The sequence below is a fragment of the Cellulomonas sp. PS-H5 genome (genome assembly GCF_019265565.1).
Taxonomy (GTDB): Bacteria; Actinomycetota; Actinomycetes; order Actinomycetales; family Cellulomonadaceae; genus Cellulomonas.
Genome location: NZ_JAHVCI010000010.1, coordinates 1 through 26,512 on the forward strand (window position 1 = coordinate 1; position 26,512 = coordinate 26,512).

The following is a 26,512-nucleotide window of genomic DNA, read 5'->3' on the forward strand; positions in this document are numbered from 1 at the left end:
GGCGCACCGCCGCGCGCCGCACGGCCTCGACCACCACCGGCACACCCGCGGCCTCGGCGAGCGCGTCCGCGAGCGCCGGCAGGCCGCCGTCCTCCCGGCCGCGCCGCCGGCCCGGCGCCGCCCCGCACGCGTCGAGCACCCGGCGCGCGGCCACCTCGACGTCAGCCGTCATCCGCGCGACGGCGACCCGGCGGCGCTCGGCGGCGTCGTCGAGCAGGTCGCGCAGCGCGGGCACGCCCTCGCCTGTGCGCGCCGACACGGCCAGCGTCCGCACGCCGGGTAGCCCGTCGGCGGCCGCGAGCCGGCGCAGGTCGCCGAGCACGGCGTCGACCTCGGCGGGCGCGAGCCGGTCCGCCTGGTTGAGCACGAGCACGACCACCTCGGCGTGCCGGGCGAGCGGACGCAGGTAGCGCTCGTGCAGGGCGGCGTCGGCGTACTTCTGCGGGTCGACGACCCAGACCAGCAGGTCGACCCGCTCGATCAGGTGCTCGGCGCGCAGCCGGTGCGCCTCGACGACGGAGTCGTGGTCCGGCAGGTCGAGCAGCACCAGCCGCGAGCCCGCCGCGCCCGACCCGGTCGGCAGCGCGTGCCGCCGCCGCACCCCGAGCCAGTCGAGCAGCGGGTCCGCGCCGGGCCCGCGCACGGCCGCGAGCGCCTCACCGGTCGTCGGCCGCTGCACCCCCGGCCGGGCGATCTCCTCGCCGACGAGGGCGTTCACCAGCGACGACTTGCCCGACCCAGTGGCCCCGGCGAGCGCGACGACGGTATGCTCGGCAGACAGGGCCGCCCGCTCGCCGACCCGCGCCAGCACCCCGCGGCCGTCCGCGACGACGTCCGCGGGCAGCCGGCCCTCCCCCGCGTCGAGCGCCGCGGAGAGCGCGGTGACGCGGTCGTGCAGCGGGAGGCTCATCCGCGGTCCTCCCGGCCGAGCAGCCGCCGCCAGAACCCGCCGCGGGGACGGTCGTCGCCGTCGGCATCACCGTGCGTGCTGCCACCGTCCGCGACCCCGGCGCCGGACCGACCACCGGCTCCGGCCGACGCGGTCGCGGCGGACCACGTGCCGCCGCCCGCGCCCGGGGCCCGGCCCGGCCCTATTTGCCCGGACACCGCGCGCCACCGGTCCGCGCCCCGCAGGCTCGTGGTCGTGCCGGCCGGGGCGGGGGCGTCGCCGGCGGCTGCCGGGAGGGCGTCCGCACCCGCGCGACTCGCGCCCTGCCCGCCCGCGCCCGCGTGACCCGCGACCGCCTCGCGCGCATCCGCGCCCTCCGCGGACGCGCGACCCACGCCCGTCTTCTCCGCACCCCGTCCCGCGCGCTCCGCCCGCGCCGCGTCCGCGACCGCGGTCGCCGCACTCCGCAGCGGCTCCCCGCCCGTGAGGACGAGCGCGTCGAGCTGCGCCGTGTACCGGGCCGCCTCCCCCGCCAGCAGCCCGCGGACCCGGGCGTCGAGCCGCTCCCGGGCCTCCGCGGTCAGCCGGCGCACGGCGTCGTCGCCGAACACCGCCTCGAGCAGCTTCTGCGCGACCACGGCCGTGCCGCCCGCGATGCCGACCTCGACCCCGGTGAGCCCGCCGGTCGAGGCGAACGCCAGCACCATGAGGCTCACGCCCAGCGCGTTCACCCCGAACGACAGCGCCCGAGCGGTGCCGCGCCGCTGCGCGCCCTGCTCGCCGACCAGCGCGAGCACGTCCGCCTGCCACGCGCGGATCTCCCGGTCCACGTCGGCCCGCAGCGTCGCGGACGACCGCGACAGCCCGAGGTCCGGCAGCAGCCCGGCGCCGGACGGGTCGCCGCGCCAGGCGGCATGGGTGCGCTCGGCCGCCGCGTCGGCCGCGTCCAGGACGACGGCGGCCAGGCCGTGCGCGATCGCCTGCTCGACGGGCGCGGGCGCGGCAGGCCGGCCCCGCAGGAACCCGACGACCGCGTCCCGCACGCGCCCCACCCCGCGCTCGACGGACCGCAGCAGGTCGCCCGTGCCGACGAGCTCCTGCCAGCGCGCCAGCACCTCGCCGCGGAGCATCGCGCCGTCCGACGTCGCCGCGCCGACCTGGGCCGCCGCCTCGGCGTACGCGCGCTCGACGGCGTCCCGCAACCGCGCCGCCGCGACCACCTGCTCGTCGGCCGCCCGCGCGAGCGCCAGCCCGCGACCCGCCAGGTCGTCGACCACGCCGTCCCGGGTCGCGACCGCGACCGCGCGCCGGGCGGCCGCGTCGCCGCCGAGGTCCGACAGCCACGCCGCGACCGGTCCGACCGCGTCCTCCGGCAGCAGGCCGTCCGGGCCCACGCCCTCCGCGACCACGAACAGCGGGGCGGCGGACAGGCCGTTCGCGTCCAGCATCCGGCGCAGGTCCTCGACCGCCGCCTCGGACCCGGGGTCGACCCGGTCGACGACGAGCGCGACCTGGGCGTGCCGCTCGGCGGCGGTGTGCAGCAGGTCCCACGGCACCGCGTCCGCGTACCGCGCGGCCGTGGTGACGAACAGCCACAGGTCGGCCGCGGCGAGCAGCTGGGCCGCGAGCCGGCGGTTCGCCTCCTCGACTGAGTCGACGTCCGGCGCGTCCAGCAGCGCCAGCCCGCGGGGCAGCGCCGGGCTGGGGGCCAGCCGGACCGCCGCGGCCCCGGGCTCGGCGTCCGCACCCGCGCCCGTGCTCGGCCCGCGGTCCCCCGCCAGGCGCGCGAGCCCCGGCAGCACCCGGTCCCCGGCGAACCAGCCCGCGTCCAGCGGGTGGTGCACCAGCACCGGGGAGCGCGTCGTCGGCCGCAGCACGCCGGGGTCGCTGACCCGCTCGCCGAGCAGCGAGTTCACCAGCGTCGACTTCCCGGCCCCGGTGGAGCCGCCGACGACGACCAGCAGCGGCGCCCCGGCCGAGCGGAGCCGCGGCAGCAGGTAGTCGTCGAGCTGGTCGAGCGCGGCCCGACGGTCGCCGCGGGCCTGCGCGGCGCCGGGGGCGTCCAGCGGCAGCGCGAGGTCTCGCAGCCGGGCTCGGAGCCGGTCGAGGGCGTCCGCGAGCGCGGCGTCCGCGCCGGTCACCGCGCCGGCGGCGGGCGGGGGCGTGTCGTCGGCCATGGCGCCCATCCTGCCGTCCGCCGACCCTCCCCGCCCTCCCGCGGGGTACCCACGCACCGGGACGACGAATCGGCCGGGCGGTGCCGGGCGATGCCAGACGTGCCCGAGCCGGGCGGTGCCAGGCGTGCCCGAGCCGGGCGGTGCCAGGCGTGCCCGAGCCGGGCGGTGCCAGGCGTGCCCGAGCCGGGCGGTGCCGGGCGGCGCTCGGCGGTGCAGTGTGGCGGACCGGGCCGTCCCGGGCCGGTCCCGGTCCGTCTCCGGACGTCCCGGGCCCGCCGGGCCCTGGCGCAGCAACGGCCGCCGCCCCCGGGAAGGGGGCGGCGGCCGCTGCGGGTGGTGCGGGGTCGCTCAGTCGCGCGTGAGCTTGCGGTACGTCACGCGGTGCGGGCGGGCGGCGTCGGCGCCGAGCCGGGCCACCTTGTTCTCCTCGTAGGAGGCGAAGTTGCCCTCGAACCAGTACCAGTTCGCCGGGTTCTCCTCGGTGCCCTCGTACGCCAAGATGTGCGTCGCCACCCGGTCGAGGAACCACCGGTCGTGGGACACCACGACGGCGCAGCCGGGGAACTCCAGCAGGGCGTTCTCCAGCGAGCCGAGGGTCTCGACGTCGAGGTCGTTGGTGGGCTCGTCGAGCAGCAGCAGGTTGCCGCCCTGCTTGAGGGTGAGCGCGAGGTTGAGGCGGTTGCGCTCACCACCGGACAGCACGCCCGCGGGCTTCTGCTGGTCCGGGCCCTTGAAGCCGAACGAGGCGACGTAGGCGCGGGACGGCATCTCGACGTTGCCGACCTTGATGAAGTCGAGCCCGTCGGACACGACCTCGAACAGCGTCTTCTTGGGGTCGATGCCGCCGCGCGACTGGTCGACGTAGGACACCGACACCGTCTCGCCGACCTTGAGCGAGCCGCCGTCGAGCGGCTCCAGGCCCACGATCGTCTTGAACAGCGTGGTCTTGCCGACGCCGTTCGGGCCGATGACGCCGACGATGCCGTTGCGCGGCAGCGTGAAGCTCAGGCCGTCGATGAGGACGCGGTCGCCGAAGCCCTTCTCGAGCTTCTCGGCCTCCAGCACGACGCTGCCCAGGCGCGGGCCCGGCGGGATCTGGATCTCCTCGAAGTCGAGCTTGCGGGTCCGGTCGGCCTCCGCCGCCATCTCCTCGTAGCGGGCCAGACGGGCCTTCGACTTGGCCTGGCGGCCCTTGGCCGAGGAGCGCACCCACTCGAGCTCGTCCTTGAGGCGCTTGGCGAGCTTGGCGTCCTTCTTGCCCTGCACCTCCATGCGGGCGGCCTTCTTCTCCAGGTAGGTGGAGTAGTTGCCCTCGTAGGGGTACAGCCGGCCGCGGTCGACCTCGCAGATCCACTCCGCGACGTGGTCCAGGAAGTACCGGTCGTGGGTGACCGCCAGGACGGCGCCGGGGTAGGTCGCGAGGTGCTGCTCGAGCCAGAGCACGCTCTCGGCGTCGAGGTGGTTGGTGGGCTCGTCGAGGAGCAGCAGGTCGGGCTTCTCGAGCAGCAGCTTGCAGAGCGCGACGCGGCGGCGCTCACCGCCGGAGAGCACGGTCACGTCGGCGTCCGGCGGCGGGCAGCGCAGGGCGTCCATCGCCTGCTCGAGCTGGGCGTCGAGGTCCCACGCGTCGGCGGCGTCGATGGCCTCCTGGAGCTGGCCCATCTCGGCCAGCAGCGCGTCGAAGTCCGCGTCGGGCTCGGCCATGAGGGCGGAGATCTCGTTGAACCGGTCGATCTTGCCCTTGATCTCGGCGACGCCCTCCTGGACGTTGCCGAGGACCGTCTTCTCCTCGTTCAGCGGCGGCTCCTGCTGGAGGATGCCGACCGTGAAGCCGGGGCTGAGGCGCGCCTCGCCGTTGGAGGGCTGGTCCAGCCCGGCCATGATCTTGAGGATGGTCGACTTGCCCGCGCCGTTCGGCCCGACGACGCCGATCTTGGCGCCGGGCAGGAAGTTCAGCGAGACGTCGTCGAGGATGACCTTGTCGCCGTGCGCCTTCCGCGCCTTGTACATGCTGTAGATGAACTCAGCCACTGGCTTCTCGTCCGCCTCGGGGTCGTCGGTTCCGGTGTCGCGCGCGCCGGGCGACCTCGCGGTGCCGGGCGACGGCGCGATCCCCCAGCCTAGGCGATCCCGGCCCGTCGGACCGCGCCGTCGCCGTGAGCAGCCGCCCGGCGGTGCGCCTCAGGCCGTGAGCCGCTCGGCCGGGGCGAGCTCGTCGCCCAGCGGGTCGTCGTCCGGCAGCTCCACCGCCTGGCTCACGTCCACCGGGACGAGCTCGCCGTCCGGGTCCGAGGCCCGTCCGTCCCCGCGGTGGCCGTCGCGGTCCTCTCCCGCGCGGTCCGGCCCGTCGGCGCCGCCCGGGCCCGCCGCGTCGCCCGGCCCACCCGGCCCGTCCGACCCGCGCGTCGCGTGCACCGTCCGCGTGAACCGCGTCGTCCCGCGGGACAGGTCGTGCCCCACGGCGTCGGCCGTCAGCTCGGCCGTCGTCCGCGGTCGGCCGTCGGGCGCCACCCAGTCGACCAGCCGGAGCCGGCCATGCACGACCACGGGTTCCCCGCGGCGCACCGCGTCCGCGACGTTGAGCGCGAGGTGCCGGAACGTCTTGACCGTGAACCAGCTGGTGTCGGCGTCGACGTACCCGTCCTGGTCGCGGTCGTACACGCGCGGGGTGCTGGCCAGCCGGAACTTGGTGAACGGCACCTGCCCGTCGTCGCCGAGGTAGCGGACCGGGTCGCTGCCGACCCAGCCGACCACCGTGACCGTGAGCTCGTTGACCGCCATGCGTCCTCCTGGTGCCCGGGGCCGGCGCCCGTGCGGGCCGGCCGTGGGCACGACGCTGCCGGTCCCCGCGCCGACCGCGCGCGGCATCCGCGCCGGACCTGGGGACGACGCGCGGCACCGAGGCCTGTGGTCGGCTCGGCGCCCCGTGATCCCGCAGCTGCACCGCCGCGGCCGGCCGGCACCGCCGCGGCCGGCCGGCACCGCCGTGACCGGCGTACGGACCATCGCCGCCCGGGCGTCAGACCTCCCGGGCGATCGCCGCGCAGCCCTCAGGCCTCGCGCGCCCCCGCGGCCAGCTCCCGGACCCGCCGATGCTCCGCGAGCACGGCCGTCGTCGGCTCCGCCAGGCACCGCCGCGCGACGCCCTCCAGCGCCTCGCGCCCGTCCCGGCGCACCCGCTCGGCGCGCCGGGTCGCCGCCGCGCGCCGCGCCCGCACGGCGAGCCACGCGCACAGCACCGCCAGCACCGCGAGGCCGGCGGCCAGCGGCCAGCCCAGCCGGAGCACGTCCTCGGGGCCGGTGCCCGACCCCCACGTGCGCCACGCGCCCGCGCCGGCCGCCGCGACCGCGCCGACGCCGAGCACCACAGCCAGCACCAGCAGGGTCACCGCGAGCCGCGACCGCCGGGTCACGACCGCCACCCGGGACAGCGCCTCGTCCGCGGCCGACCGGATCTCGTCGGTCGGGGCGAGCGCGCCGCGCACCGCCTCGACCCAGCGCCGCGGCAGCCGGGCCGTGACCGCGTCCGTCCACTGGCTGCGCGCCAGCGCGACGGCACCCTCCTGCACGGAGACGAGCTCGGGCACCGTCGTGGCGCTGCCCCGCACCACCGCGGCGACCGCGTCGGCGAGCGCCGGCAGGCCCGCCGCGTGCGCCAGCGTCACCGCCACGGGGGTCACGTCGAGCGCGTCCGCCGGGGGCTCGGCGTCGCCGACCTCGCCCTGCACGAGCCGCGCCGCGTCGGTGATCTCCGCGGACGCGCGCCGCGCCGCGAGGCTCTGCCGCCCGACGACCTCGGCCAGCGTGTCCCGCATCTCCGCGACGCCCTCGCCGGTGCGCGCGGACGTCGTGCGCACCTCGACGCCCGTCAGACCGTCGGCCGCGAGGAGCCGGCCGACGTCGGCCGCGAGCGCCTCGCGCTGCTCCGGAGGGACGGTGTCGACCTGGTTGAGCACGACGAGCATCGCGCCCTCGTGGCCCACGAGCCCCCGGAGGTAGCCGGAGTGCAGCGAGTCGTCGGCGTACTTCTGCGGGTCGACGACCCAGATCAGCAGGTCGGCCATCGGCAGCAGCCGGTCGACGGCCTCGCGGTGCGCGTCCTCGATCGAGTCGTGGTCCGGCAGGTCGAGCAGCACGAGGCCGCGCAGCGGCGCCTCGGTGTCCCCGTCGAGGGCGCTCTCCCGCTCGATCCGGCGGTCCTCGGCGACCTCCAGCCAGTCGAGCAGCCTCTCGCCGCCCCCGCCCCACACGCACGCCGTCGGCTGCGACGTGGTGGGCCGCTTCACGCCGACCTCGGCGAACTCCAGCCCGCAGATCTCGTTGAACAGGCTCGACTTCCCGGAGCCGGTGCCGCCGAGCAGCGCGACGACGGTGTGGTCGACGCCGAGCGCCAGTCGGGTCCGCACCTGGTCGCCGATGCCCCGGACCCGGGTCGCGACCGCCGGGTCGACGCGGTCGCCGCCCACCGCGAGCGCCTCGTCCAGCCGGGTCAGCCGCTTGGTGAGCGCCGCGGTGTCGCTGCGCGGGTCGGTCATGTCAGCCCCTTGATCACGGCCAGCCGCAGCCGCAGCGTCGACGCGGCGTCGGGTGCGAGCGCCGGGCGGTCGAGCACGGCGACGGCCGCGTCCCGCTCGCGCTCGGCCTGGTCGGCGGCGTGCTGCGCCAGCCGGTCGCGGAGGGTGATCGCCACGGCGGTGCCGCGGTCGCCGAGCAGGTCGACCAGCATCCGGTCGGCGGGCTCGAGCCCCGCGGCCGAGGCCAGCGCGAGCGCCGCCAGCCCCTCGTCCCCGAGGGCGCGCTGCGCGGCGGCGGCCCGCTTGGCTGCCTTCCCGGCGGCGCGCTTCGCGGCGCGGTCGTCGGCGGCAGGCGCGGGCGCGGTGTCGTCGGCGGTCAGGACCTCGACGGCGCCGCCGACCCAGTCCCGGGCGGCGCGCTCGACCTCGCGCGGCCGGTCCGCGGCGCGGTCCGTGGTCGACCAGTCGCCGGCGAGCGTCGTGGCACCCGCGGGGCCGGAAGCCAGCGCGTCGCGCAGCGCGGTCTCGGTCGCGGCGCCGACGGCGGCGAGCGTCGAGCTCGCGGACGAGACCAGGTCTTGCACCAGCGGCATGACCGCGGCCGCACGGTCCCGCCCGGCGCGCCGGGACCGGTCCACCCGGCCGCCGCCCTTGAGCACGTCCGCGAGCGCCGCACCGGGCGCCGTGAGCTCGGTCCAGCGCGCCTGCACCGTGCCCTGCGCGACGGCGCCTCGGGTGATCGTGCGCCGCGCGTCCTCGGCCGGCGCGCGCACCGCGTCGTCCAGCGCGGTGCGCACCGCCGCCGCGGCCTCGGCCTGGCGGTCGACCGCCTCGATCAGCTCGTCGACCCACGGCCGGAGGGCGGTGAACGACCCGCGCAGCGTCCGGGCCACCACCGTCCGCGCCCGGTCGGCGCCCGCGAGCATCGTCAGCCAGCGCGTGATGGGCGCGACCAGCGGCGGGTCCATGAGCCCCTCGTGCGGGCCGAGGTCCGGGACCACGAACAGCGGGGACCCCTGCATGCCGTGCGAGCGCAGCCGGTCGAGCAGGTCGCCCCGCACCGTCGGCAGCGACGCCGGGTCGACGCGGTTCAGCACCATCGCCACGGACGCGCCGCGCTCGGTGGCGCCGGTGAGCACCCGCCACGGCAGCGCGTCGCCGTACCGGGCCGCGGTCGTGACGAACAGCCACAGGTCCGCCGCCTCGAGCAGCCGGTGCGCCGAGCGCCGGTTCGCCTCCTCGACCGAGTCGACGTCCGGGGCGTCCATCAGGGCGATGCCGCGGGGCACCTGCTCGGAGGCGACGATCTCCACCGCGTCGGTGACCGGGTGCTCGCGCACCAGCTCTGCGTCGTCCGGGTGGTGCACCAGGACGGGCCGCCGGGTGGTCGGCCGCAGCACGCCGGCGGTCGTCACCTCGGTCCCGACCAGCGAGTTGACCAGCGTCGACTTGCCCGCCCCGGTCGACCCCGCGACCACCACGATCGCCGGCGCGGACAGCTGCCGCAGCCGCGGGACCAGGTGGTCCGCGAGCTGGTCGACCAGCCGGGTCCGGGACGCGCGGGCCGCGCCGACCCCGGGCACCTCCAGGGGGAACTCGGTGGCCCGCACGTCGCGCAGGAGGTCGGTCAGGGCGTCGAGCAGGGACGTCGCGGCGAGCGGCCGGTCGAGGACGTCCCGCGCCGCCGAGCTCTCCGCCTGCACGTTCACGCCGTCATCCTCTCGTGTGAACGGGGAGGCGGCCAAACGTCCGCGCCGTGTGACCTGCGGCGACTTCTGCGAGTGGCCCGCCGAGGGGCGCCGGACCGGGCCGCGGCGGGCGCGTACCCTGGGGTCCGCCGGTCGCGTGCCCCGTCGCGCGGCGGCCGGCGACGCCTCCATAGCTCAATGGATAGAGCAACGGCCTTCTAATCCGTCGGTTGCAGGTTCGAGTCCTGCTGGGGGCACCTCTGGGCCCGCCCCGCACGTGCGGGCCCGCCGCCCACGCGCCACACTGCGACCATGCCGCAGCCGGTCCGGGTCCACGTCCTCGGCCGCGACCTGGTCGTGGAGCGGCCGTGGGCGTCGGCGCCGCGCGTCCTCGCCGACGGCGCGGAGCTGCCGCGGGACCGGTTCGGGCGGTACCGGCTCGCGGCGTCCGACGGCGAGCGGGTCGTCACGACCTCGTTCGACTGGCGGGGACTGCTGCCGGTGCTGGAGGTCGGGGACGAGCGCGTCCCGCTCGACCGGCCGCTGCCCCGGGGCGCGTGGCTGCTGCTGGCGCCGCTCCTGCTGCTGTCGCTGGCCGGCGGCGGCGCGGGGGCCGGGCTCGGCGTCGGGGCGGCGTGGGCCGCGGCCCGCCAGCTCCGCCGGGCGACGACCCCGGCGCGCGGCTGGGCGGGAGCGCTGTGCGCAGTCGCCGGCGCCGTACTGCTCTACGTCGCGGTCGTGGCGCTGCTCCGCGCGGTGTTCTGAGCGCGCGGGAGACCTGGCGCTCTGCGAACACGGCCCGCACCCCGGGGCCCCGCCCGCGGCCCGCGCACCAGCGCGTGCGCCCCACGCCCCGCGAGTGCGCATCCGACACGTCGAGTGCCTATCCCCGGGATAGGCACTCGACGTGTCGGATAGGCAGTCGGCGGGCGCCGCGCGCAGGCGCCGATGCGCGGCGGGCGGGGCGCAGCGGGCGGGCGGCGCGCGCTACCGGCGTCGCGGGCGCGCGACCCCCGCCCGCCGCCCCGTCAGCGCACCTCGAACGCCGCCCGCAGCAGGTCCGCGTCCCGCGAGGAGCGGCCCACGAGGACGTCGAACCGGCCCGGCTCCACGACCCGCCGCCCCGCGGCGTCGACGATCGTGCAGTCCGCCACCGCCAGGTCCACGGTCACCTCGACCGACGCCCCGGGCGCGACGTCCGCCTGGGCGTACGCTTTGAGCTCCTTGTCCGCCCAGGACACCGACGTCACCGCGTCGGACACGTAGAGCTGCACGGTCTCCCGCGCCGGCCGCGTCCCGGTGTTGGTCAGCGTCACCGTCGCCCGCACCGTGTCCCCGACGCCCGCGACGGACCGGTCCAGCCGCAGGTCCGCGTACTCGACCGTGGTGTACGACAGCCCTTCGCCGAACACGTACGCCGGCTCCTGCGTGAGGTCGGCGTACCGGTCGCCGTGCTGGCCGCGGATCTGGTTGTAGTACGTCGGCTGCTGGCCGGCGTGCCGCGCGAACGAGATCGGCAGCCGCCCGGACGGCTCGGTGAGCCCGAGCAGCACCTCGGCGACCGCCTGGCCGCCCTGCATGCCGGGGTTCGCGACCCAGAGCACCGCGTCGGCGGACGCGACCGACGGCGGCAGCACCAGCGGCTTGGACGCGAGCAGCACCACGACGAGCGGCTTCCCGGTGGCGGCGAGCGCGTCGAGGAGCGCGTTCTGCCCGCCGACGAGCTCCAGCGTGGCGGTGGACCGGCCCTCGCCGACGAGCTGGATCTGGTCGCCGACGACCGCCACGACGTAGTCCGCGTCCTCGGCCGCCGCGACGGCCTCGGCGATCTGCGCCTCGTCGGGCTCGACCGGGACGCCGATCTTCGGCCGCGGCTGGCCGTCCGGGTAGAGCTGCCCCGCCGGGTCCGGCACCAGGTCGAGGATGTCGGCGCCCCGGCTGTGCGACACGGCCCAGCCGACCGGCGCCGCGGCGCGCAGGCCGTCGAGGATCGTCACGATCATGTCCCGCGGGTGGCCGTCGGGCAGCCAGTCGGCCTGGCCGGAGTTGCCCGCCCAGTCGCCGAGGTGCGCCTCGTGGTCGTCCGCGAGCGGCCCCACGACCGCCACGCGGCGCGGGGTGTCGTCGCCGCCCGAGGCCCGCAGCGCGCCCGGCGCGGGCACCCCGCCGCCCTCGACCCCGCGCGCCGCGGCCCCCGGCACCCCCGCGAACCCGCCGGCCAGCGGCAGCACGCCGGAGTTCCGCAGCAGCACCAGCGAGCGCCGCGCGACGTCCAGGTTGAGGTCCGCGTGCTCCGCCGCACCCACGACGGTCGCCTGCGCCGAGGCGGACGGCCGGCGCGGGTCCTCGAACAGCCCCAGCCGGAACTTCAGCGTGAGGATGCGGCTCACGGCGGCGTCGAGCTCGGCCTCGGCGAGCAGGCCGGACTCGATGGCCTCGAGCGCGCCGGCGAAGAAGCCCGGCGTCGTCATCACCATGTCGTTGCCGGCCTTCACCGCCGCGGCCGCGGCGTGCGCGTAGTCGGGCTGCACCTTCTGCTCCCAGACCATGCGGCCGACGTTGTCCCAGTCGGTGATGAGGGTGCCGGTGTAGCCCCACTCGCCGCGGAGCACGTCGTTCAGCAGCCAGTCGTTGACCGTGATCGGCACGCCGTCCATCGTCTGGTAGCCGAGCATGAAGGTCGCGCAGCCCTCCCGGGCCACCCGCTCGAACGGCGGCAGGAACCAGGACCGCAGCTTGCGCCGGGAGATGTCCGCCTCGGACGCGTCGCGCCCGCCCTGGGTCTCGGAGTACCCGGCGAAGTGCTTGGCGGTCGCGAGGATCGCCGTCGGGTCGTCGAGGCCGGTGCCCTGGTAGCCGCGGACCATCGCGGAGGCGAGCTCGCCGATGAGGAACGGGTCCTCGCCGAACGTCTCGTCCACGCGGCCCCAGCGCAGGTCGCGGGCGATGCAGAGCACCGGGCTGAACGTCCAGTGCACGCCGGTGGTGGCGACCTCGCGGGCGGTGACCCGGGCGACCTGCTCGACGAGGTCGACGTCCCAGGACGCCGCCATGCCGAGCTGGGTCGGGAAGATCGTCGACCCGACGAAGAACGAGTGCCCGTGGATGCAGTCCTCGCCGACCAGCAGCGGGATGCGCAGCCGGGTCTCGGCCGTCAGGTCGTGGGCGTGCGCGAGCCGCTCGGGCGACGCGTGCAGGATCGACCCCACGTGCTTGTGCAGGATGTCGTCCACGTAGTCGCCCCGGGCGTCGAGCTGGAGCATCTGCCCGACCTTCTCCTCGACGGTCATCCGCGCGAGCAGGTCCTGCACGCGGTCGGCGACGGGGAGGCTGGCGTCGAGGTAGCGGACGTCGAGGGACGTGGGGTTCATGAGGTGGTCGATCCTTGCGTCGTGTGCGAGGTGACGGCGGTGACGCCGTCGGTGGTGTCGAGGCCCTTGCGCCGCATGGCGCGGGCCAGCTCTCCGGCCGAACGCAGCCGGGGGTTGATGTACTCGTCGATGCCGAAGTTCAACAGTGCCAGGGCGACGCCGATCGCCGCGATGCAGAGCCCGGGCGGCAGGAACCACCACCACTGGTTCTGGGTGAAGGCGCCCTGGGCCGAGGCCCAGTTCAGGATGGTGCCCCAGTTGTATGCGTTGACCGGGATGACGCCGATGTAGGACAGGGTGGTCAGGCCGAGGATCGCCGCCGTGACCGACCCGACGAACGACGAGGCGATCAGGGCGGTGAGGTTCGGCAGCATCTCGACCCCGATGATCCGGCGCAGCGGCTCGCCGTTGAGCTTCGCGGCCTGCACGAAGTCGCGGTTGCGCAGCGACATCGTCTGGGCCCGCAGCACCCGCGCGCCCCACCCCCAGCCCAGGATGCCGAGGATCGCGGCGACGACCCACAGCGGCGGGTTGGTGAACCGCGAGGCGATGATGATGAGGATCGGGATGCCGGGGATGACGAGGAAGACGTTCGCCAGGGCGGACAGCGCCTCGGACCGCCACCCGGGCAGGTAGCCGGCGAGGACGCCGACGACCAGGGCGATCGCCATCGAGATGAGCGAGGTCAGCGCGCCGACGACGACCACGCCGCGGGTGCCGTAGATGACCTGGCTGAGGACGTCCTCGCCGAGGTGGGTGGTGCCGAACCAGTGCGTGCCGCTCGGCGGCTGCAGCCGGGCGGTCGCGTCGATCTGCGTCGGGGAGAACGGGGCGAGCTGGTCGGCGAAGACCGCGACGAGCACGAACACCGCGAGGATCGACAGGCCGGTCAGCGACTTGGCGTTGCGGAACATCGCGAACGACGCGCCGAGCCGGGCGCCGCGGCCCCGCGGGGTGAGCTGGGTGGTCGTCATCTCTCAGGCCTCCGACTGGCGGGTACGGGGATCGAGGACCGCGTAGGCGACGTCCGCCAGGATGTTGGCGATCAGGACGGCCAGCACGATCACCAGGAAACCGCCCTGCATGAGCGCGTAGTCCTTGGCGTTGGTGGCGTCGAGGAGCATCTTGCCGACGCCCGGGTAGGAGAAGACCTGCTCGACGATGATCGCGCCGCCGACGATGAAGCCGATCGACAGGGCGAACGACTGGATCTGCGGCAGGACGGCGTTGCGCGCGGCGTAGCGCCACAGGACCCGCCGGTTCGGCATGCCCTTGGCCTGCGCCACGGTGACGTAGTCCTCGTCGAGGACCGTGAGCATCATGTTGCGCATCCCGAGCATCCAGCCGCCGAGCGAGGCGACGACGATCGTGGCCAGCGGCAGCGTCCCGTGCCTGATCACCTGGCCGGCGAACTCCAGCGACAGGCCCGGCGTGGTGCCGATCCCGTACGCCTTGCCGATGGGGAACCAGCCGAGCGTGACGGCGAAGACCGAGATCGCCATCAGCCCGATCCAGAAGTACGGGACGGTCGACAGGAAGGTCGTGACCGGGATGAGGGCGTCCAGGCGCGACCCGCGGCGCCAGCCGACGACCGCGCCCCCGACCGTGCCGATCAGGAACGAGATCACGGTCGCCAGCCCGATCAGGCCCACGGTCCACGGCAGCGCGTTCGCGATGACCTGGCCGACCGGCTGCAGGCCGTGGGTGATCGCGATGCCGAGGTCGCCGCGGGCGAGCATCCCGAGGTAGTCGACGTACTGCTGCCACAGCGACCGGTCGGAGTCCAGGCCGAGCAGGGCGCGCAGCGCGTCGGCCGCCTCCGGGGACATCCCGCGGTTGCGGGCGAGGTAGTTGTCGACCGCGTCGCCCTTCATCAGGCGGGGCACGAAGAAGTTGATGGTGATCGCGGCCCAGAGGGTGAACAGGTAGAACGCGACGCGCCGGCCGATGAACCGCCAGGGGACCCGGGGCCGGGACCGCTCCGCGCGGGTCGCGGTCGTCCCGTCGGCGACCACGTCGGTCTGCGGGCTGGTGGTCGTGGTCATCGCGCACCTCCGGCGCTGTCGACGAAGAAGCGCTCGGGGTCGGGGGACGCCTCGCGGAGCTCCCGGGTGTACGGGTGCTGCGGGCGCAGGATGACGTCGTCGGCCGAGCCGTGCTCGACGATCCGCCCCTGGTTGAGCACGATGATCTCGTCCGAGAAGTACCGCGCCGTGGCGAGGTCGTGGGTGATGTAGAGCACCCCGAGGCCGTCCTCGGCCTGGATGTCGGACAGCAGGGACAGCACCCCCATCCGCAGGGACACGTCGAGCATCGAGACGGGCTCGTCCGCGACGAGCAGGGCCGGGCGCGGGGCCAGGGCCCGGGCGATCGCGACCCGCTGCCGCTGGCCGCCGGACAGCTCGTGCGGCCGGCGGTCGACGACCGCGGCGTCGAGCTGGACCTTGTCCAGCAGGCGGTGCACCTCGGCGTCGACCTGGTCGGGCGGGACGACCCCGGACAGCGCGAGCGGGCGCTCCACGTGGTGCCGGATCGAGTGGTACGGGTTCAGCGACGCGAACGGGTCCTGGAACACCATCCGCAGCCGCTGGCGGTAGGCGCGCAACGCCGCGCCCCGGGTCGGGACCGGCCGGCCGTCGAGGAGCACCCGGCCGCTGGTGGGCCGCTCCATCTGGGTCAGGATCTTGGCGACGGTCGACTTGCCGGAGCCGGACTGGCCCACCATGCCGATGGTCTGCCCGCTCGACAGCGTGAACGACACGTCGGACAGCGCGTCGATGGATCCCGCGCCGCGGACGCGGTAGGTCTTCGAGACGCCCTGGACGTCGATCGAGGTCATCGGTTCACCGCCCGCTCGGCCGTCAGCCGGGGGAACGACGACAGCAGGGTCTTCGTGTAGTCGTGCTGCGGCCGGAACCAGATGTTCGCCGCCGTGTCGAGCTCGACGATCTGCCCGGCCCGCATGATCGCGATGCGGTCGGAGATCTCGAGCAGCAGCGGCAGGTCGTGGGTGATGAAGACGACCGAGAACCCGAACGCCTCGCGCAGGCTCGTGATCTCCCGCAGGATCTCCCGCTGCACGAGCACGTCCAGCGCCGTCGTCGGCTCGTCCATGACGACGAGCTGCGGGCGCAGCGCGAGCGCCATCGCGATCATGATGCGCTGGCGCATCCCGCCGGACAGCTCGTGCGGGTAGCTCCTGCTGCGGGCCGCGCCGACCTTGACGATCTCGAGCAGCTCGGCGACCGCGGCGGTGCGCCCGGCCCGGGACATCGCGGGGCGGTGCACCTCGAAGACGTCGGCGAGCTGGGCGCCGACCGTCGCCACCGGGTTCAGGGCGCTCATCGCGCCCTGGAACACCATCGAGATCTTGTCCCACCGGAACGCGCGCAGCGCGGCGGCGTCGAGGGCGAGGAGGTCGGTGTCGGTGCCGTCGGCGTCGTGCCAGGTGACGGACCCGCCGGGGATCACGGCCGGGGGCTTGAGCAGGCGCTGGACGCCGTAGGCGAGGGTGGTCTTGCCGCAGCCGGACTCGCCGGCGAGCCCGAGGACCTCGCCCCGGTGCACGGTGAGGGACACGTCCCTGACCGCGTCCACGGGTGCGGCGGTCTCGTACCGGACCGAGAAGTCCCTCACCGACAGGAGGGGGTCGCTCATCTGGGGGGTCTCCTTGCGTGGGGGTGCCAGGGGGCGGCCGAGGGCCGCCCCCTGGCACGGGGTCACTCGGTGGGCTCGAGGGTGCTCAGGACGAGGGCGACCTCGGGCTGCGTCGGGTCGGCCGAGGCGTACATGTCGTCCTCGGTCGGCCAGCCGGTGTAGCTGCGCTCGTTGAACAGGCCCAGCAGCGGGTGCGAGCCCAGCGGGATCGCGGGGACGTCCCGGACGAACGCCTGCTGCAGCGTGGTCATCGCGGCGGCGCGGTCGGCGTCGTTGTCGGTGCTCGCGTAGGTGTTCAGCGCCGCGTCGACCTCCGGGTTGCTGTACCGCCCGAAGTTGAAGTCGGCGTTCTCGACGCCGGCGTCGTCGGTCGTGATCCAGCGGGTCCCCATGATCGAGTCGTAGACGCCCCAGGCGCCCTCGCCGTCGAGCCAGTGGATGATCGCGTCGAAGTTGCCCGTCTTGCGGGCCTCGTCCCAGCCGCCCCAGTCGGGCTGGTCGATCGTGACCTCGATGCCGAGCTCCTTCAGCTGCTCGGAGATCAGCGCCTGCTCGGTGTTCCAGTCGGTCCACCCCGCGGGGACCGAGATCGAGAAGGTCACCGGCTCGCCGTCCGGGTCCACCAGCTTGTCGCCGACGCCCGTGTAGCCGGCGTCCTCCAGGATGGACTCCGCCTTGTCGAGGTCGACCTCGTAGGTCTCCCCCGCGAACTCGTCGACGACGTCCGGCTCCAGCGACGGGCCGAGGCCGGTCACCGAGTCGACGACGGCCGACGCGCCCTCGCGGGCGATCTCGACGTAGGCGTCGCGGTCGATGGTCCACGCGAGCGCCTCGCGCAGCGCGACGTCGTCGAACGGCTTGCGGGTGAGGTTGAGGAACAGCGTCCCCGCGCCGGCGGTCGGGGTGACCCGATAGCGGTTCGCCGGGTCCTTGTCGAGGAAGGTCTCCTGGACCTGCGGCAGGAACGCCTGCGCCCAGTCCGCCTCGCCGGTGGTCAGGGCCGTGGCCAGCGCGGAGTTGTCGCCGTACGAGACGTAGTGCAGCTCGGGGACCGCCAGCTCGCCGTCCCAGTAGTCCGGGTTGGCCGTGAGGGTCACGGACTCCGTCGACCAGCTGGACAGGACGTAGGGGCCGGTCCCGATGGCCTCGCCCTCCCCCGTCAGGGCCGCGGTCGAGGGGTCGTCGAGGGTGTCCCAGATGTGCTTCGGGACGATCGGGACGTGCAGCACCGTGCCCCGCTTGACGAACTTGGAGTTGCCGAACTTCAGCGTCGCCGAGTCGCCGTCGACCTCGGCGCCCAGGTAGTCCAGCGCGGCGGTGTCGGTGAGCCGGCCGTCGAGGTACATGTCGAACGTGCCGACGATGTCGTCGATGGTGAACGGCTCGCCGTCCTGCCAGGTGACCCCCTCGCGCGCGGTGACCGTGAGCTCGGTGTAGTCCGCGTTCCACTCCACGCTCGAGGCGAGCCGCGGGGTGACGACGGTCGGGTCCGCGGTGTTGACCAGCGCCATGGTCTCGAACATGGCGTAGCGGTAGCCGTACATGCTGGCCGAGCTGTCCCCGAGGAACGGGTTGTTCGACTCGGTGGTGATGGCGCCGTCCGGCTTCGCGATGGTCAGCGCGGCACCGCCCCCGCCGGTCGAGCTGCTCTCCCCGCCCCCCGACTCTCCGGAGCAGGCCGTCAGCGCCAGCGCGGCGGCCAGGCCGAGCGCGATCACCGGGAACTTCACCCTCATGGTTTCTCCTTCGAAACGAGGCGCCCGCACGGGCACCTGTGAGGTCGCGCCGCGTCGTCGCGATCGCGCTGGCCGGAACGTTACTACACTGTCAGTAAGTTCTTTCCAGCCCTCTGCTGGAGCCGTGACCAAGTCGTGACCCGGGGGGTCGGGGCCGCGGTCGGCGCCACTAGGGTTGGCCGCGCGTCGAGGGGCGCGACACGAGGATGCGAGGAACGGATGAGCACCACGAGGCACGTCCCGCGGGCCCGGCCGGAGACCCTGGCCAAGCGCACCGAGATCCTGCGTGCCGCCACCGCCACCTTCGGCGCGAAGGGGTACAACCGGGGCCCGCTCACCGAGATCGCCGACCAGGTCGGCATGACGCACGCCGGGATCCTGCACCACTTCGGGTCCAAGGACCAGCTGCTCGTGGAGGTCCTCAAGTACCGCGACCGCACCGACGTCGAGGGGCTGCAGGACCAGCGGATGCCGGACGGGCTGGACCGGTTCCGGCACCTCGTGCGCACCGCGTTCGCCAACGAGAGCCGCCACGGCATCGTCCAGGCGTACGCGGTGCTGTCCGCGGAGTCGGTGACCGACGGCCACCCCGGGCGGGCGTACTTCGAGGAGCGGTACCGCACGCTGCGCCAGGACCTCCGCGACGCGTTCGAGGACGTCTGCGCCGAGCGCGGGGTCACCGTGCCCGAGACGGTCGACCGCGCCGCCGCGTCGATCCTGGCGGTGATGGACGGGCTGCAGGTGCAGTGGCTGCTGGCCCGGGACGACGTGGAGCTCGCCGAGGCGAGCGCGTTCGCGATCGAGGCGCTGGTCTCCGCGGTGCTGGACCCGCGGCCGTCGCTGCTGGGCGCGGGCGGGGTCGGCGGGAGCGCCGCGGGCGGCGCGGACGCCTGACCGCCGGGGGCGCGGCCGCGCCGCCCGAGGGCTCACCCGCGCCGCCGGGAACAAACCGGGCGGCCCGGTCGTCTCTGCTGGCATGACGTCACCGACCCCCGCCGGCCCCGTCGACGGGCCCGCGCCCGCCGAGGGCCTCGCCGCCGAGATCGCCGCGGGCGAGCGCACCGACACCGGGGCGCACCGCGCCCTGGCCCGGCTGCGCGCGCGGCTGGACAGCCGGCCGTGGCTGCGGCTGACCTACAAGGTGGTCGTGACGGTGGTCGGGGTGACCGTCGTCCTCGCGGGCATCGCGATGCTCGTGCTGCCCGGGCCGGGCTGGCTCGCGATCTTCCTCGGGCTGGGCATCCTCGGGACCGAGTTCGCCGTGATCCAGCGGTTCAACCACCGGCTCAAGGCGCTGGTGCTGCGGTACTGGCACGCGTTCCGCGAACGCCGGGCCCGTCGCGCTGCCGAGCGCCGCGCCGCGGCGGCCGCCGCTGCCGCCCGCCGGGGGGCGCCGGCGGCCTGACCACCGCGGGGCGCCGGAGGCACCCCGCGCCTGAACCCCACCCGATCCTCGCGCCGACCACCGATCGATCGGGCGACGGCGCGAGAATCAGGTGGGGACCAGCCGGCCCGTCGCGCGCCGCACAGCCGCCGGGCGCCGGGTCAGCCCGCCTCGTTGCCGCAGGCGTCCGCGGGGTCGACGACCGGGTTCTGCGCCTGGAGCCGGTTCTCCGGGTCCAGGGCGCCGAGGACCGCGAGCGCGATGGCGTCGAGCTGCTCGACCTGCTCCGCCGTCAGCCGGTCCACGACCAGCCGGCGCACCTCCCCCACGTGCGACGGCGCCGTGGCGACGACCTTCCGCCAGCCCTCCTCGGTGAGCGTGGCGAGCGTCGCGCGCCGGTCCCCCTCGTCGCGGGTGCGGGTGAGGAACCCGCGCGCCTCGAGCCGGGCGGCGACGTGCGACAGCCGCGGCAGCGTGGCGTTGGTGCTGGCCGCGAGCCCGCTCATCCGGAGCGTGCGGTCGGGCGCCTCGGACAGCTTGGCGAGCACCAGGTAGTCGTAGTGCGACAGGTCGGCGTCGCGCTGCAGCTGGTGGTCGAGCGCGGCGGGCAGCAGCTCCGCGACGGCCTCCAGGCGCATCCAGGCCTGCAGCTCGCGCGCGCTGAGCCAGCGGGTGTCGTCGGTCATGACGGACATCCTAGCGAATGGTTGACGCTTCAACCTGAAAGTCGTACGTTGGTTGAAGCGACAACATGTCGGTTGCCGCGGAGCGAGCCATCGAGGAGCAGACATGACCAGCGTGACCATCATCGGGGCGGGCAACATCGGCGGCGCGGTGGCGCGCCTGGCGCTGAAGGCCGGCGCCGACGTGCAGGTGCTCGCGCGCGACGCCGCCAAGGCCGCCGCCGTGGACCCGGCCGTGACCGCCGGCACCGTGGGCGACGCCGTCACCGGCGAGGTCGTCGTGCTCGCCCTCCCCTACCCGGCGCTGGCCGAGGTGGCGGCGCAGTACCCCGACGGCTTCGCGGGCCGCGTGGTCGTCGAGACCACCAACCCCGTCGACTTCGCGACCTTCGACTCGCTGGTCGTCCCCGCCGACTCGTCCGCGACCGCCGAGCTCGCCGCGCTCCTGCCCCAGGCCCGCGTGCTCAAGGCGTTCAGCACCAACTTCGCGGCGACGCTGGCCTCCGGCACGGTCGGCTCCCTGCCGACGACCGTGCTGATCGCGGGCGACGACGCGGACGCCAAGGCCGCGCTGGCCGGGGTCGTCGAGGGCGGCGGCCTGCGCGCCGTCGACGCGGGCTCGCTGAAGCGGGCGCACGAGCTCGAGGCGCTCGGCTTCCTGCAGATGACGCTGGCCGCCGGCGAGAAGACGTCCTGGACGTCCGGCTTCGCCCTGGAGCGCTGAGCGTGATCGACGACGCGCTCGCGGTCGACCCCGCGGCGGCCCGGTGGGCGCACACCCCCGGCGCCGCCCCGGGGCCGGACGCGCCGCTGCTCGTGCTGCTGCACGGCTACGGCTCGCACGAGGGCGACCTGCTCGGCCTGGCCCCGCACCTGCCTGGCGGGATCGCGCTGGCCGCGCCGCGCGGGCCGCTGGTCGGCGGGCCCGGGTTCGCCTGGGCGCCGCTGGCGACCCCGGGGCACCCGGACCCGGCGCGCGTCCGGGCGGCCGCCGACGCTCTGCTGGCCTGGCTCGACGCGGACGCGCGGGTCGGGGCCCGGCCGGTCGCGCTGCTCGGGTTCTCCCAGGGCGGGCTGATGGCGACGCAGCTGCTGCGCGCGCGGCCCGACCGGTTCGCGGCGGCGGTCGTGCTGTCGGGGTTCGCGCTCGACGCCGAGGAGCCGGGCGACGCGGCGCTGGCCGCCCGGGACCCGCGGGTGCCGGTGCTGCTCGGCCACGGGGACGTGGACCCGGTGATCCCGCGCGCGGCCACGACGAGGACGGCCGCGTGGCTCGCGACGCACGCGGCCCTGGAGCACCGCGAGTACGCCGGCCTGGCCCACGGCATCGACGCCCGCGTCCTGGCGGACGTCGCGGCGTTCCTCTCCCGCGCCATGCCGGTGGGCTGACGCCGAGGTCGAGGGTTTCCGCCGAGGTCGAGGGTTCCAGGCGGCTCCGGGCGGGCGAACCCTCGACCTCGACGTCCGATAAACGCGTGACCCGCGGAGGGTGGGGGTGGGAGCGTTCTGCTCACCGCGCGGTGAGTCCCGGGGCCCGGCCAGGCCCCTCCCGGAACGTTCGAAGGACCCACCCACCATGCACCCCACGCTGACGTTCGACCTGATCCAGGCCGACCACCGCGAGCGCATCGAGACCGCCCGCCTGCTGTCCCGGCACGCCGCCCGGCGCGCCGAGCGCAGACCCGGCGCCGAGACCCGCGGTCGACCGCCGGAACCGCGCCGGCAGCCGCGCCTGCGGGCCCTGCTGCCGGCGACCACCACGGTCGCCGCCATCCGCTGACCCGGGACGCCCCCGTGGCCGGCTCCGGCGGCCGCCGCGCCGCCCGCACGACCCGGTGAGCCCGTCGGACACCCCGTCCGGCGGGCTCACCCGTACCCTGAGCGGGTGAGCACCCTGAACAACGGCAACGGCAAGGCCGACCGGATCGTCTGGATCGACTGCGAGATGACCGGCCTGGACAGCGTCCAGGACGCGCTCGTCGAGGTCGCTGCCGTCGTCACCGACTCCGAGCTCAACGTCCTCGGCGAGGGCGTCGACGTCATCATCGCGCCGCCCGCCGAGTCCCTGGCGCAGATGGGCGACTTCGTCCGCGACATGCACACCAGCTCCGGCCTGCTCGACGCGCTCGCCACCGGCACCACGCTCGAGGACGCCCAGGCCCAGGTGCTCGCGTACATCCGCGAGCACGTGCCCGAGGCCGGCAAGGCCCCGCTCGCAGGCAACTCGGTCGGCACCGACAAGGTGTTCCTCGACCGGGACATGCCCGAGCTGGTCGGCCACCTGCACTACCGGATCATCGACGTCTCCTCGATCAAGGAGCTCGCGCGCCGCTGGTACCCGCGGGTCTACTTCTCCTCCCCGAAGAAGAACGGCGGGCACCGCGCGCTCGCCGACATCCTGGAGAGCATCGACGAGCTGCGGTACTACCGCGCGGCGCTCCTGGTCCCCCAGCCCGGCCCGGACTCCAAGGCCGCGAAGGCGATCGCGACGCAGATCGAGGCCACCTCCGTGGCCGCCGCGCACCGCGGCACGACCGCCACGTCCTGAGGACCCTCGAACACCCGGTATGCTTGTCGACGGCCCCGGAGCTCCGGGGTCGTGGTGGCTATAGCTCAGGTGGTAGAGCGCCTGGTTGTGGTCCAGGAGGTCGCGGGTTCAAGTCCCGTTAGCCACCCCAGCGCGAAGGGCGCCGCTCCCCCGGGAGCGGCGCCCTTCGCCGTTGCTGCAACCTCGGCGCGCCGAGGTCGTCGGTTCCGGCCACCGCGGGGGCGGCGGAACCGACGACCTCGGGCGCAACCGACGACCTCGCGCCTCGCGCCGCGTCAGAGGCGGCGCAGGATCGCGTCCGCGAAGCGGTCGACCGCCTCCGGCGCCTGCGCGAAGAAGAAGCTCGGCTCGATCAGCTCGAGCTCCAGGACCACCGGGTTGCCCTCGTCGTCCGGGATCAGGTCGACCCGGGTGTACGCGAGCGGCTGCTCGAGGCCGGGCAGCAGCTGCGGGAGGGCGTCGACGACCCGCTGCCCGAGGGCGAGCTCCGCCTCCGAGGCGTCGCGCGGGGTCATGACCTCCTCCTTGTAGAGGACGCCGTCGGTGTCGCCCGCGCGGTACGGGCCCTCCAGCAGCGGCGCCTTGCGGACCGCGTGCGACAGCTCGCCGTCGAAGTAGACCAGCGCCGTCTCGCCGACGGTGTCGACCTGCTTGAGGTAGCGCTGCACCATGACGTGCCGGCCGTCGTCGAGCAGGTGCTTCACGTGCTGGATCGCGAGCGCGCGGGACGGCGTCTCGTCGGCGGCGTACCGGCCGGTGTCGCGGGAGCCGGCGCTGATCGTGGGCTTGATCACGAACTCGCCGAAGGCCGGGAACCGGGTGTGGATCGCGCGGGCGTTGAAGTTGCGGGCCGGGTCCATCCAGATCGTCGGGACGATCGGCAGGCCGACGGCCTCCATCGCGCGCTGGTAGATCTTGTCGATGTTCCAGGTGAGCGCCTGGGCCGGGTTGATGAGCCGGGACGCCTGGGCGACACGCTGGGTCCACCAGCGGAAGTCGCGCGGGTGCTCGGTGTAGTCCCAGGTGGAGCGGACCACGACGGCGTCGTACGACGACCAGTCGACGTCGGCGGCGTTCCAGACGGGCGTCTCGACCTCCAGGCCGCGGTCCCGCAGCGCCGTCACGAGGGGCGCGTCGTCGGGGTCGAGGTCCGGCAGGGCGGCGCAGGTGGCGAGGGCGAGGCGAGTGGTCACCCTGGGCAGACTACCCACGCGCTCCGGCGGACGGCTCGGGCTCCCCGGCGGCCGGGCTCGGGACCGCGTCCTGCGCCCCGTCGACCAGCCGCTGCAGCGCGGCGAGCACGCCGGGCGCGTCGAGCTCCCCGACGACCTGCTCCCCCTCGTGCACCGGGACGCGGCCCGTCGGCTCGGCCGCCAGCGCGGCGAACGCGGTGTCGAGCGGGTCGCCCACGTGGAGCGCCGCCGCCCGGGTGCGGCCGTTCGCGGAGGCGGGGCCGGCGCCGGTCACCGGGCCGAGGTCGCGCCGCTCGACGCGACCCAGCGCGAGCAGCCGGACCGCCGCGCCCGTGCCGACCAGGTCGGCGACGGCCGGGCTGGCGGGAGCGGCGAGCAGCCGCACCGGGTCGGACAGCTGCTCGAGGTGCCCGCCGCGGCTGAGCACCGCCACCCGGTCCGCCAGCCGCACCGCCTCGTCGACGTCGTGGGTGACGAGCATCACGGTGGTCCCGAGCTCGTCCTTGATCCGGCGGAACTCGGCCTGCAGGCGGCGGCGGCCGACGGGGTCGACCGCGCCGAACGGCTCGTCCATCAGCAGCACCGGCGGGTCCGTCGCGAGGGCGCGGGCGACGCCGACGCGCTGCCGCTCGCCGCCGGACAGCTCGTGCGGGTAGCGCCGGGCGTACCGGTCCGGCGCGAGGCCGACGAGCTCCAGCAGCTCGGCCGTGCGGGCCCGGGTGCGCCGCTTGTCCCAGCCCAGCAGCCGCGGCACCGTGCCGACGTTCTGCTCGACGGTGCGGTGCGGGAACAGCCCGACGTTCTGGATGACGTAGCCGATGCGGCGGCGCAGGGCGACGGCGTCCACGTCGGTGACGTCGTCGCCGTCGAGGAAGATCCGGCCCGAGGTGGGCTCGACCAGGCGGTTCGCCATCCGCAGCGTCGTCGACTTGCCGCAGCCGGAGGGCCCCACGAGCGCGAGCAGCTCGTGCTCCTGCACGTCGAGCGACAGGTCGCCCACCGCGACGGTGCCGTCGGCGTACGCCTTGCGGACGTGGTCGAACGCGATCGCGGTGGCCATGCCGACGACCGTACCCGCGCCCACCGACAGCCGCCCGACCGGGCGCGTGTCGGGGGTGCCCGGTAGCGTCGGGCCGGTGACCAGCCTCGAGACCCCGGGGACGACCGCCGCCCACGTCGCGGCGGCCGCCGGCGACCCCGCGGCCAACCCCTGGCTGTCGTGGGACTACGTCCAGCGGAACTGGGGCGACATCTCCCGCGCGCTGGAGCAGCACGCGAGCCTCACGGTGCAGGCGGTGCTCATCGCGTGCGCGATCGCCGTTCCGCTCGGGATGCTCGCGCACCTGCGCCCGCGGCTCGCCGCCCCGATCGTCGGCACCAGCAGCGTGCTCTACACGATCCCGTCGCTCGCGCTGTTCACGGTGCTCGTGCCGTGGACCGGGATCGGGCGGACGCCGGTGCTGATCGGCCTGGTGGTGTACGCACTGCTCGTGCTGGTGCGCAACGTGCTGGTCGGCCTGGGCGGCGTGGACGAGAGCGTCCGGGACGCCGCGCGCGGCCTCGGCTACGGCCGGCTGCGCCTGCTGCTGACCGTCGAGCTGCCCAACGCGGTGCCCGCGATCATCGCCGGCGTCCGGCTCGCGACCGTCACCACGGTGGCGCTCGTGACCGTCGGCGTCGTCGTCGGCTACGGCGGCCTCGGCCAGCTCATGTTCCGCGGCTTCCGGAACAACAAGTACCACGCCGAGATCCTCACGGCGACGCTGCTCTGCCTCGCGCTGGCGCTCGTGCTCGACCTGCTGCTCTGGCTGGTCGGCCGCGCGGTGACGCCGTGGGCCCGGCGCGGACGGGAGGCCTGAGCCGTGGACGTGCTGCAGGACGCCTTCACCTGGCTGAACGACCCGCTCAACTGGACCGGGCGCGACGGCGTGCTCGCGCTGGGCGCCGACCACCTGCGGATCAGCGCGCTCGCCGTGCTGCTCGCGGCGCTCGTCGCGCTGCCGCTCGGCGTGTGGCTCGGCCACCGGCGCCGCGGCGGCGTCGTCACGGTGGTCGCGGCCAACACGTCGCGCGCGCTGCCGACGTTCGCGCTGCTGACGATCTTCGCCTCGACCGGCCTGTTCGGGGCGACGGCCACCGTCCTCGCGGTCGCGGTCTTCGCGGTCCCGCCGATCCTCAGCAACACGTTCACGGGCCTCATGGAGGTGGACGCGGACGTCCGGGACGCCGCGCGCGGCGTGGGGATGTCGGGCGGCCGCTCGCTCGCGCTGGTGGAGCTGCCGCTCGCGCTGCCGCTCGTCGGCGCGGGCCTGCGCACGGCCACGACCCAGGTGCTCGCCACGGTGCCGCTCGCGGCGCTCGTCGGCGGCTCGAGCCTCGGGTCGATCATCGTCCAGGGCATGGCCCTGCAGCGGTACGGCCAGGTGGTGGCCGGCGCCCTGCTCGTCGCCGGGCTGTGCCTCGTCGTCGAGGGCGTGCTCGCCGCGGTGCAGCACGCGCTCACACCGGCCCCGATGCGCGCCACCTCGGGCCGCCTTCGCCGTCGCCGGCCCCGCGCCGCCTCCGAGCCCGCCCCGGCCCCCGCGGCCGCCGACGCCACCCCGACCAGCAGACCGTGACCCGATCGTGACCGCGACGACCGCCCGCAGCGGTTGCCGCACCCGGACGACCTC

24 protein-coding genes and 2 tRNA genes are annotated in these 26,512 nt (G+C 75.4%); 11 read left to right on the forward strand and 15 right to left on the reverse strand.

Features of this window, described 5'->3' with window-relative positions; genetic code table 11:
* The 6 genes from J5O08_RS06165 to J5O08_RS06190 all read right to left on the reverse strand — a co-directional run.
* On the reverse strand, window positions 1-910 hold a 910-nt coding region (locus J5O08_RS06165), incomplete at its 3' end, for a GTPase family protein (RefSeq protein ID WP_218706016.1).
* Window positions 907-3,066: a GTPase domain-containing protein gene (locus tag J5O08_RS06170; protein ID WP_218706018.1), complete on the reverse strand. Its 2,160-nt coding sequence runs from the start codon at window positions 3,064-3,066 to the stop codon at window positions 907-909. The genes J5O08_RS06170 and J5O08_RS06165, both read right to left, overlap by 4 nt.
* Window positions 3,067-3,414: 348 nt before the next feature.
* Window positions 3,415-5,097 carry an energy-dependent translational throttle protein EttA gene (gene ettA / locus J5O08_RS06175; RefSeq protein WP_218706019.1) on the reverse strand — a complete coding sequence of 561 codons (1,683 nt, stop codon included), beginning with the start codon at window positions 5,095-5,097 and terminating at the stop codon, window positions 3,415-3,417.
* 150 nt (window positions 5,098-5,247) lie between these two features.
* Window positions 5,248-5,847 carry a single-stranded DNA-binding protein gene (locus J5O08_RS06180; protein WP_218706020.1) on the reverse strand — a complete coding sequence of 200 codons (600 nt, stop codon included), beginning with the start codon at window positions 5,845-5,847 and terminating at the stop codon, window positions 5,248-5,250.
* A 269-nt stretch (window positions 5,848-6,116) separates the two neighbouring features.
* Window positions 6,117-7,601: a GTPase gene (locus J5O08_RS06185; RefSeq protein WP_218706021.1), complete on the reverse strand. Its 1,485-nt coding sequence runs from the start codon at window positions 7,599-7,601 to the stop codon at window positions 6,117-6,119.
* Window positions 7,598-9,289 carry a dynamin family protein gene (locus J5O08_RS06190; protein ID WP_308281414.1) on the reverse strand — a complete coding sequence of 564 codons (1,692 nt, stop codon included), beginning with the start codon at window positions 9,287-9,289 and terminating at the stop codon, window positions 7,598-7,600. Before J5O08_RS06190 ends, J5O08_RS06185 begins: the two co-directional genes overlap by 4 nt.
* Before the next feature lie 163 nt (window positions 9,290-9,452).
* Here J5O08_RS06190 and J5O08_RS06195 point away from each other — a divergent pair.
* Both J5O08_RS06195 and J5O08_RS06200 read left to right on the forward strand, forming a co-directional pair.
* Window positions 9,453-9,525 (forward strand) — tRNA-Arg (locus J5O08_RS06195).
* A 55-nt stretch (window positions 9,526-9,580) separates the two neighbouring features.
* Window positions 9,581-10,033: a hypothetical protein gene (locus J5O08_RS06200; protein ID WP_218706023.1), complete on the forward strand. Its 453-nt coding sequence runs from the start codon at window positions 9,581-9,583 to the stop codon at window positions 10,031-10,033.
* 263 nt (window positions 10,034-10,296) lie between these two features.
* On the opposite strand, the gene J5O08_RS06205 is transcribed toward J5O08_RS06200, so the two are convergent.
* The 6 genes from J5O08_RS06205 to J5O08_RS06230 form a co-directional block, all read right to left on the reverse strand.
* Entirely contained in the window at window positions 10,297-12,639 is a 2,343-nt protein-coding gene (locus J5O08_RS06205; protein WP_218706024.1) for a glycoside hydrolase family 3 N-terminal domain-containing protein, read from the reverse strand.
* Complete coding sequence (locus J5O08_RS06210; protein WP_147796155.1) at window positions 12,636-13,613, reverse strand: ABC transporter permease; 978 nt, start codon at window positions 13,611-13,613, stop codon at window positions 12,636-12,638. The genes J5O08_RS06205 and J5O08_RS06210 overlap by 4 nt, the downstream gene beginning before the upstream one ends.
* 3 nt (window positions 13,614-13,616) lie before the next feature.
* Window positions 13,617-14,684 carry an ABC transporter permease gene (locus tag J5O08_RS06215; RefSeq protein WP_218706025.1) on the reverse strand — a complete coding sequence of 356 codons (1,068 nt, stop codon included), beginning with the start codon at window positions 14,682-14,684 and terminating at the stop codon, window positions 13,617-13,619.
* Window positions 14,681-15,478, reverse strand: coding sequence for an ABC transporter ATP-binding protein (locus J5O08_RS06220; RefSeq protein ID WP_147796153.1), 798 nt, complete (start codon window positions 15,476-15,478; stop codon window positions 14,681-14,683). Before J5O08_RS06220 ends, J5O08_RS06215 begins: the two co-directional genes overlap by 4 nt.
* Window positions 15,475-16,296, reverse strand: a complete 822-nt coding sequence (locus J5O08_RS06225) for an ABC transporter ATP-binding protein (RefSeq protein WP_217614228.1) — start codon at window positions 16,294-16,296, stop codon at window positions 15,475-15,477. Before J5O08_RS06225 ends, J5O08_RS06220 begins: the two co-directional genes overlap by 4 nt.
* Before the next feature lie 62 nt (window positions 16,297-16,358).
* Entirely contained in the window at window positions 16,359-18,032 is a 1,674-nt protein-coding gene (locus J5O08_RS06230) for an ABC transporter substrate-binding protein (RefSeq protein ID WP_218706026.1), read from the reverse strand.
* A gap of 219 nt (window positions 18,033-18,251) precedes the next feature.
* Between J5O08_RS06230 and J5O08_RS06235 the strand changes: the two genes are divergently transcribed.
* The gene (locus J5O08_RS06235) at window positions 18,252-18,926 is read left to right on the forward strand and encodes a TetR/AcrR family transcriptional regulator (protein ID WP_218706027.1); all 675 of its coding nucleotides are present in this window, start codon (window positions 18,252-18,254) and stop codon (window positions 18,924-18,926) included.
* 82 nt (window positions 18,927-19,008) lie between these two features.
* Window positions 19,009-19,437, forward strand: a complete 429-nt coding sequence (locus J5O08_RS06240) for a PGPGW domain-containing protein (RefSeq protein WP_218706028.1) — start codon at window positions 19,009-19,011, stop codon at window positions 19,435-19,437.
* 140 nt (window positions 19,438-19,577) lie between these two features.
* Here J5O08_RS06240 and J5O08_RS06245 read toward each other — a convergent pair whose 3' ends face one another.
* The gene (locus tag J5O08_RS06245; protein ID WP_158373874.1) at window positions 19,578-20,102 is read right to left on the reverse strand and encodes a MarR family winged helix-turn-helix transcriptional regulator; all 525 of its coding nucleotides are present in this window, start codon (window positions 20,100-20,102) and stop codon (window positions 19,578-19,580) included.
* A 103-nt stretch (window positions 20,103-20,205) separates the two neighbouring features.
* On the opposite strand from J5O08_RS06245, the gene J5O08_RS06250 reads away from it, so the two are divergent.
* The 5 genes from J5O08_RS06250 to J5O08_RS06270 all read left to right on the forward strand — a co-directional run bounded on the left by J5O08_RS06250 (window position 20,206) and on the right by J5O08_RS06270 (window position 22,777).
* Window positions 20,206-20,823 (forward strand): NADPH-dependent F420 reductase, encoded by a 618-nt coding sequence (locus J5O08_RS06250; RefSeq protein ID WP_218706029.1) that lies wholly within the window; start codon window positions 20,206-20,208, stop codon window positions 20,821-20,823.
* 2 nt (window positions 20,824-20,825) lie between these two features.
* The gene (locus J5O08_RS06255; protein ID WP_308281418.1) at window positions 20,826-21,488 is read left to right on the forward strand and encodes an alpha/beta fold hydrolase; all 663 of its coding nucleotides are present in this window, start codon (window positions 20,826-20,828) and stop codon (window positions 21,486-21,488) included.
* Window positions 21,489-21,675: 187 nt separating this feature from the next.
* Complete coding sequence (locus tag J5O08_RS06260) at window positions 21,676-21,879, forward strand: hypothetical protein (RefSeq protein WP_217614235.1); 204 nt, start codon at window positions 21,676-21,678, stop codon at window positions 21,877-21,879.
* Between the two features lie 105 nt (window positions 21,880-21,984).
* Window positions 21,985-22,647 (forward strand): oligoribonuclease, encoded by a 663-nt coding sequence (gene orn, locus J5O08_RS06265; protein WP_308160838.1) that lies wholly within the window; start codon window positions 21,985-21,987, stop codon window positions 22,645-22,647.
* Between the two features lie 54 nt (window positions 22,648-22,701).
* A tRNA-His gene (locus tag J5O08_RS06270) sits at window positions 22,702-22,777 on the forward strand.
* A gap of 145 nt (window positions 22,778-22,922) precedes the next feature.
* On the opposite strand, the gene J5O08_RS06275 is transcribed toward J5O08_RS06270, so the two are convergent.
* Window positions 22,923-23,840 carry a hypothetical protein gene (locus J5O08_RS06275; RefSeq protein WP_308281420.1) on the reverse strand — a complete coding sequence of 306 codons (918 nt, stop codon included), beginning with the start codon at window positions 23,838-23,840 and terminating at the stop codon, window positions 22,923-22,925.
* Between the two features lie 10 nt (window positions 23,841-23,850).
* Window positions 23,851-24,900, reverse strand: coding sequence for an ABC transporter ATP-binding protein (locus J5O08_RS06280; RefSeq protein ID WP_218706031.1), 1,050 nt, complete (start codon window positions 24,898-24,900; stop codon window positions 23,851-23,853).
* Window positions 24,901-25,054: 154 nt separating this feature from the next.
* Between J5O08_RS06280 and J5O08_RS06285 the strand changes: the two genes are divergently transcribed.
* Together J5O08_RS06285 and J5O08_RS06290 are read left to right on the forward strand one after the other, a co-directional pair.
* Window positions 25,055-25,699, forward strand: a complete 645-nt coding sequence (locus tag J5O08_RS06285; RefSeq protein ID WP_246855406.1) for an ABC transporter permease — start codon at window positions 25,055-25,057, stop codon at window positions 25,697-25,699.
* A gap of 3 nt (window positions 25,700-25,702) precedes the next feature.
* The gene (locus J5O08_RS06290) at window positions 25,703-26,458 is read left to right on the forward strand and encodes an ABC transporter permease (RefSeq protein ID WP_218706033.1); all 756 of its coding nucleotides are present in this window, start codon (window positions 25,703-25,705) and stop codon (window positions 26,456-26,458) included.
* The last annotated feature ends 54 nt before the right edge of the window (window positions 26,459-26,512 follow it).

Coding starts and splice junctions, on each gene's coding strand:
- J5O08_RS06225 (WP_217614228.1), bottom strand. CDS start 16,296: ATGAGCGACCCCCTCCTGTCGGTGAGGGACTTCTCGGTCCGGTACGAG.
- J5O08_RS06240 (WP_218706028.1), top strand. CDS start 19,009: ATGACGTCACCGACCCCCGCCGGCCCCGTCGACGGGCCCGCGCCCGCC.
- J5O08_RS06250 (WP_218706029.1), top strand. CDS start 20,206: ATGACCAGCGTGACCATCATCGGGGCGGGCAACATCGGCGGCGCGGTG.
- J5O08_RS06170 (WP_218706018.1), bottom strand. CDS start 3,066: ATGGCCGACGACACGCCCCCGCCCGCCGCCGGCGCGGTGACCGGCGCG.
- J5O08_RS06205 (WP_218706024.1), bottom strand. CDS start 12,639: ATGAACCCCACGTCCCTCGACGTCCGCTACCTCGACGCCAGCCTCCCC.
- J5O08_RS06200 (WP_218706023.1), top strand. CDS start 9,581: ATGCCGCAGCCGGTCCGGGTCCACGTCCTCGGCCGCGACCTGGTCGTG.
- J5O08_RS06215 (WP_218706025.1), bottom strand. CDS start 14,684: ATGACCACGACCACCAGCCCGCAGACCGACGTGGTCGCCGACGGGACG.
- J5O08_RS06230 (WP_218706026.1), bottom strand. CDS start 18,032: ATGAGGGTGAAGTTCCCGGTGATCGCGCTCGGCCTGGCCGCCGCGCTG.
- J5O08_RS06180 (WP_218706020.1), bottom strand. CDS start 5,847: ATGGCGGTCAACGAGCTCACGGTCACGGTGGTCGGCTGGGTCGGCAGC.
- J5O08_RS06185 (WP_218706021.1), bottom strand. CDS start 7,601: ATGACCGACCCGCGCAGCGACACCGCGGCGCTCACCAAGCGGCTGACC.
- J5O08_RS06280 (WP_218706031.1), bottom strand. CDS start 24,900: ATGGCCACCGCGATCGCGTTCGACCACGTCCGCAAGGCGTACGCCGAC.
- J5O08_RS06220 (WP_147796153.1), bottom strand. CDS start 15,478: ATGACCTCGATCGACGTCCAGGGCGTCTCGAAGACCTACCGCGTCCGC.
- J5O08_RS06210 (WP_147796155.1), bottom strand. CDS start 13,613: ATGACGACCACCCAGCTCACCCCGCGGGGCCGCGGCGCCCGGCTCGGC.
- J5O08_RS06245 (WP_158373874.1), bottom strand. CDS start 20,102: ATGACCGACGACACCCGCTGGCTCAGCGCGCGCGAGCTGCAGGCCTGG.
- J5O08_RS06235 (WP_218706027.1), top strand. CDS start 18,252: ATGAGCACCACGAGGCACGTCCCGCGGGCCCGGCCGGAGACCCTGGCC.
- J5O08_RS06260 (WP_217614235.1), top strand. CDS start 21,676: ATGCACCCCACGCTGACGTTCGACCTGATCCAGGCCGACCACCGCGAG.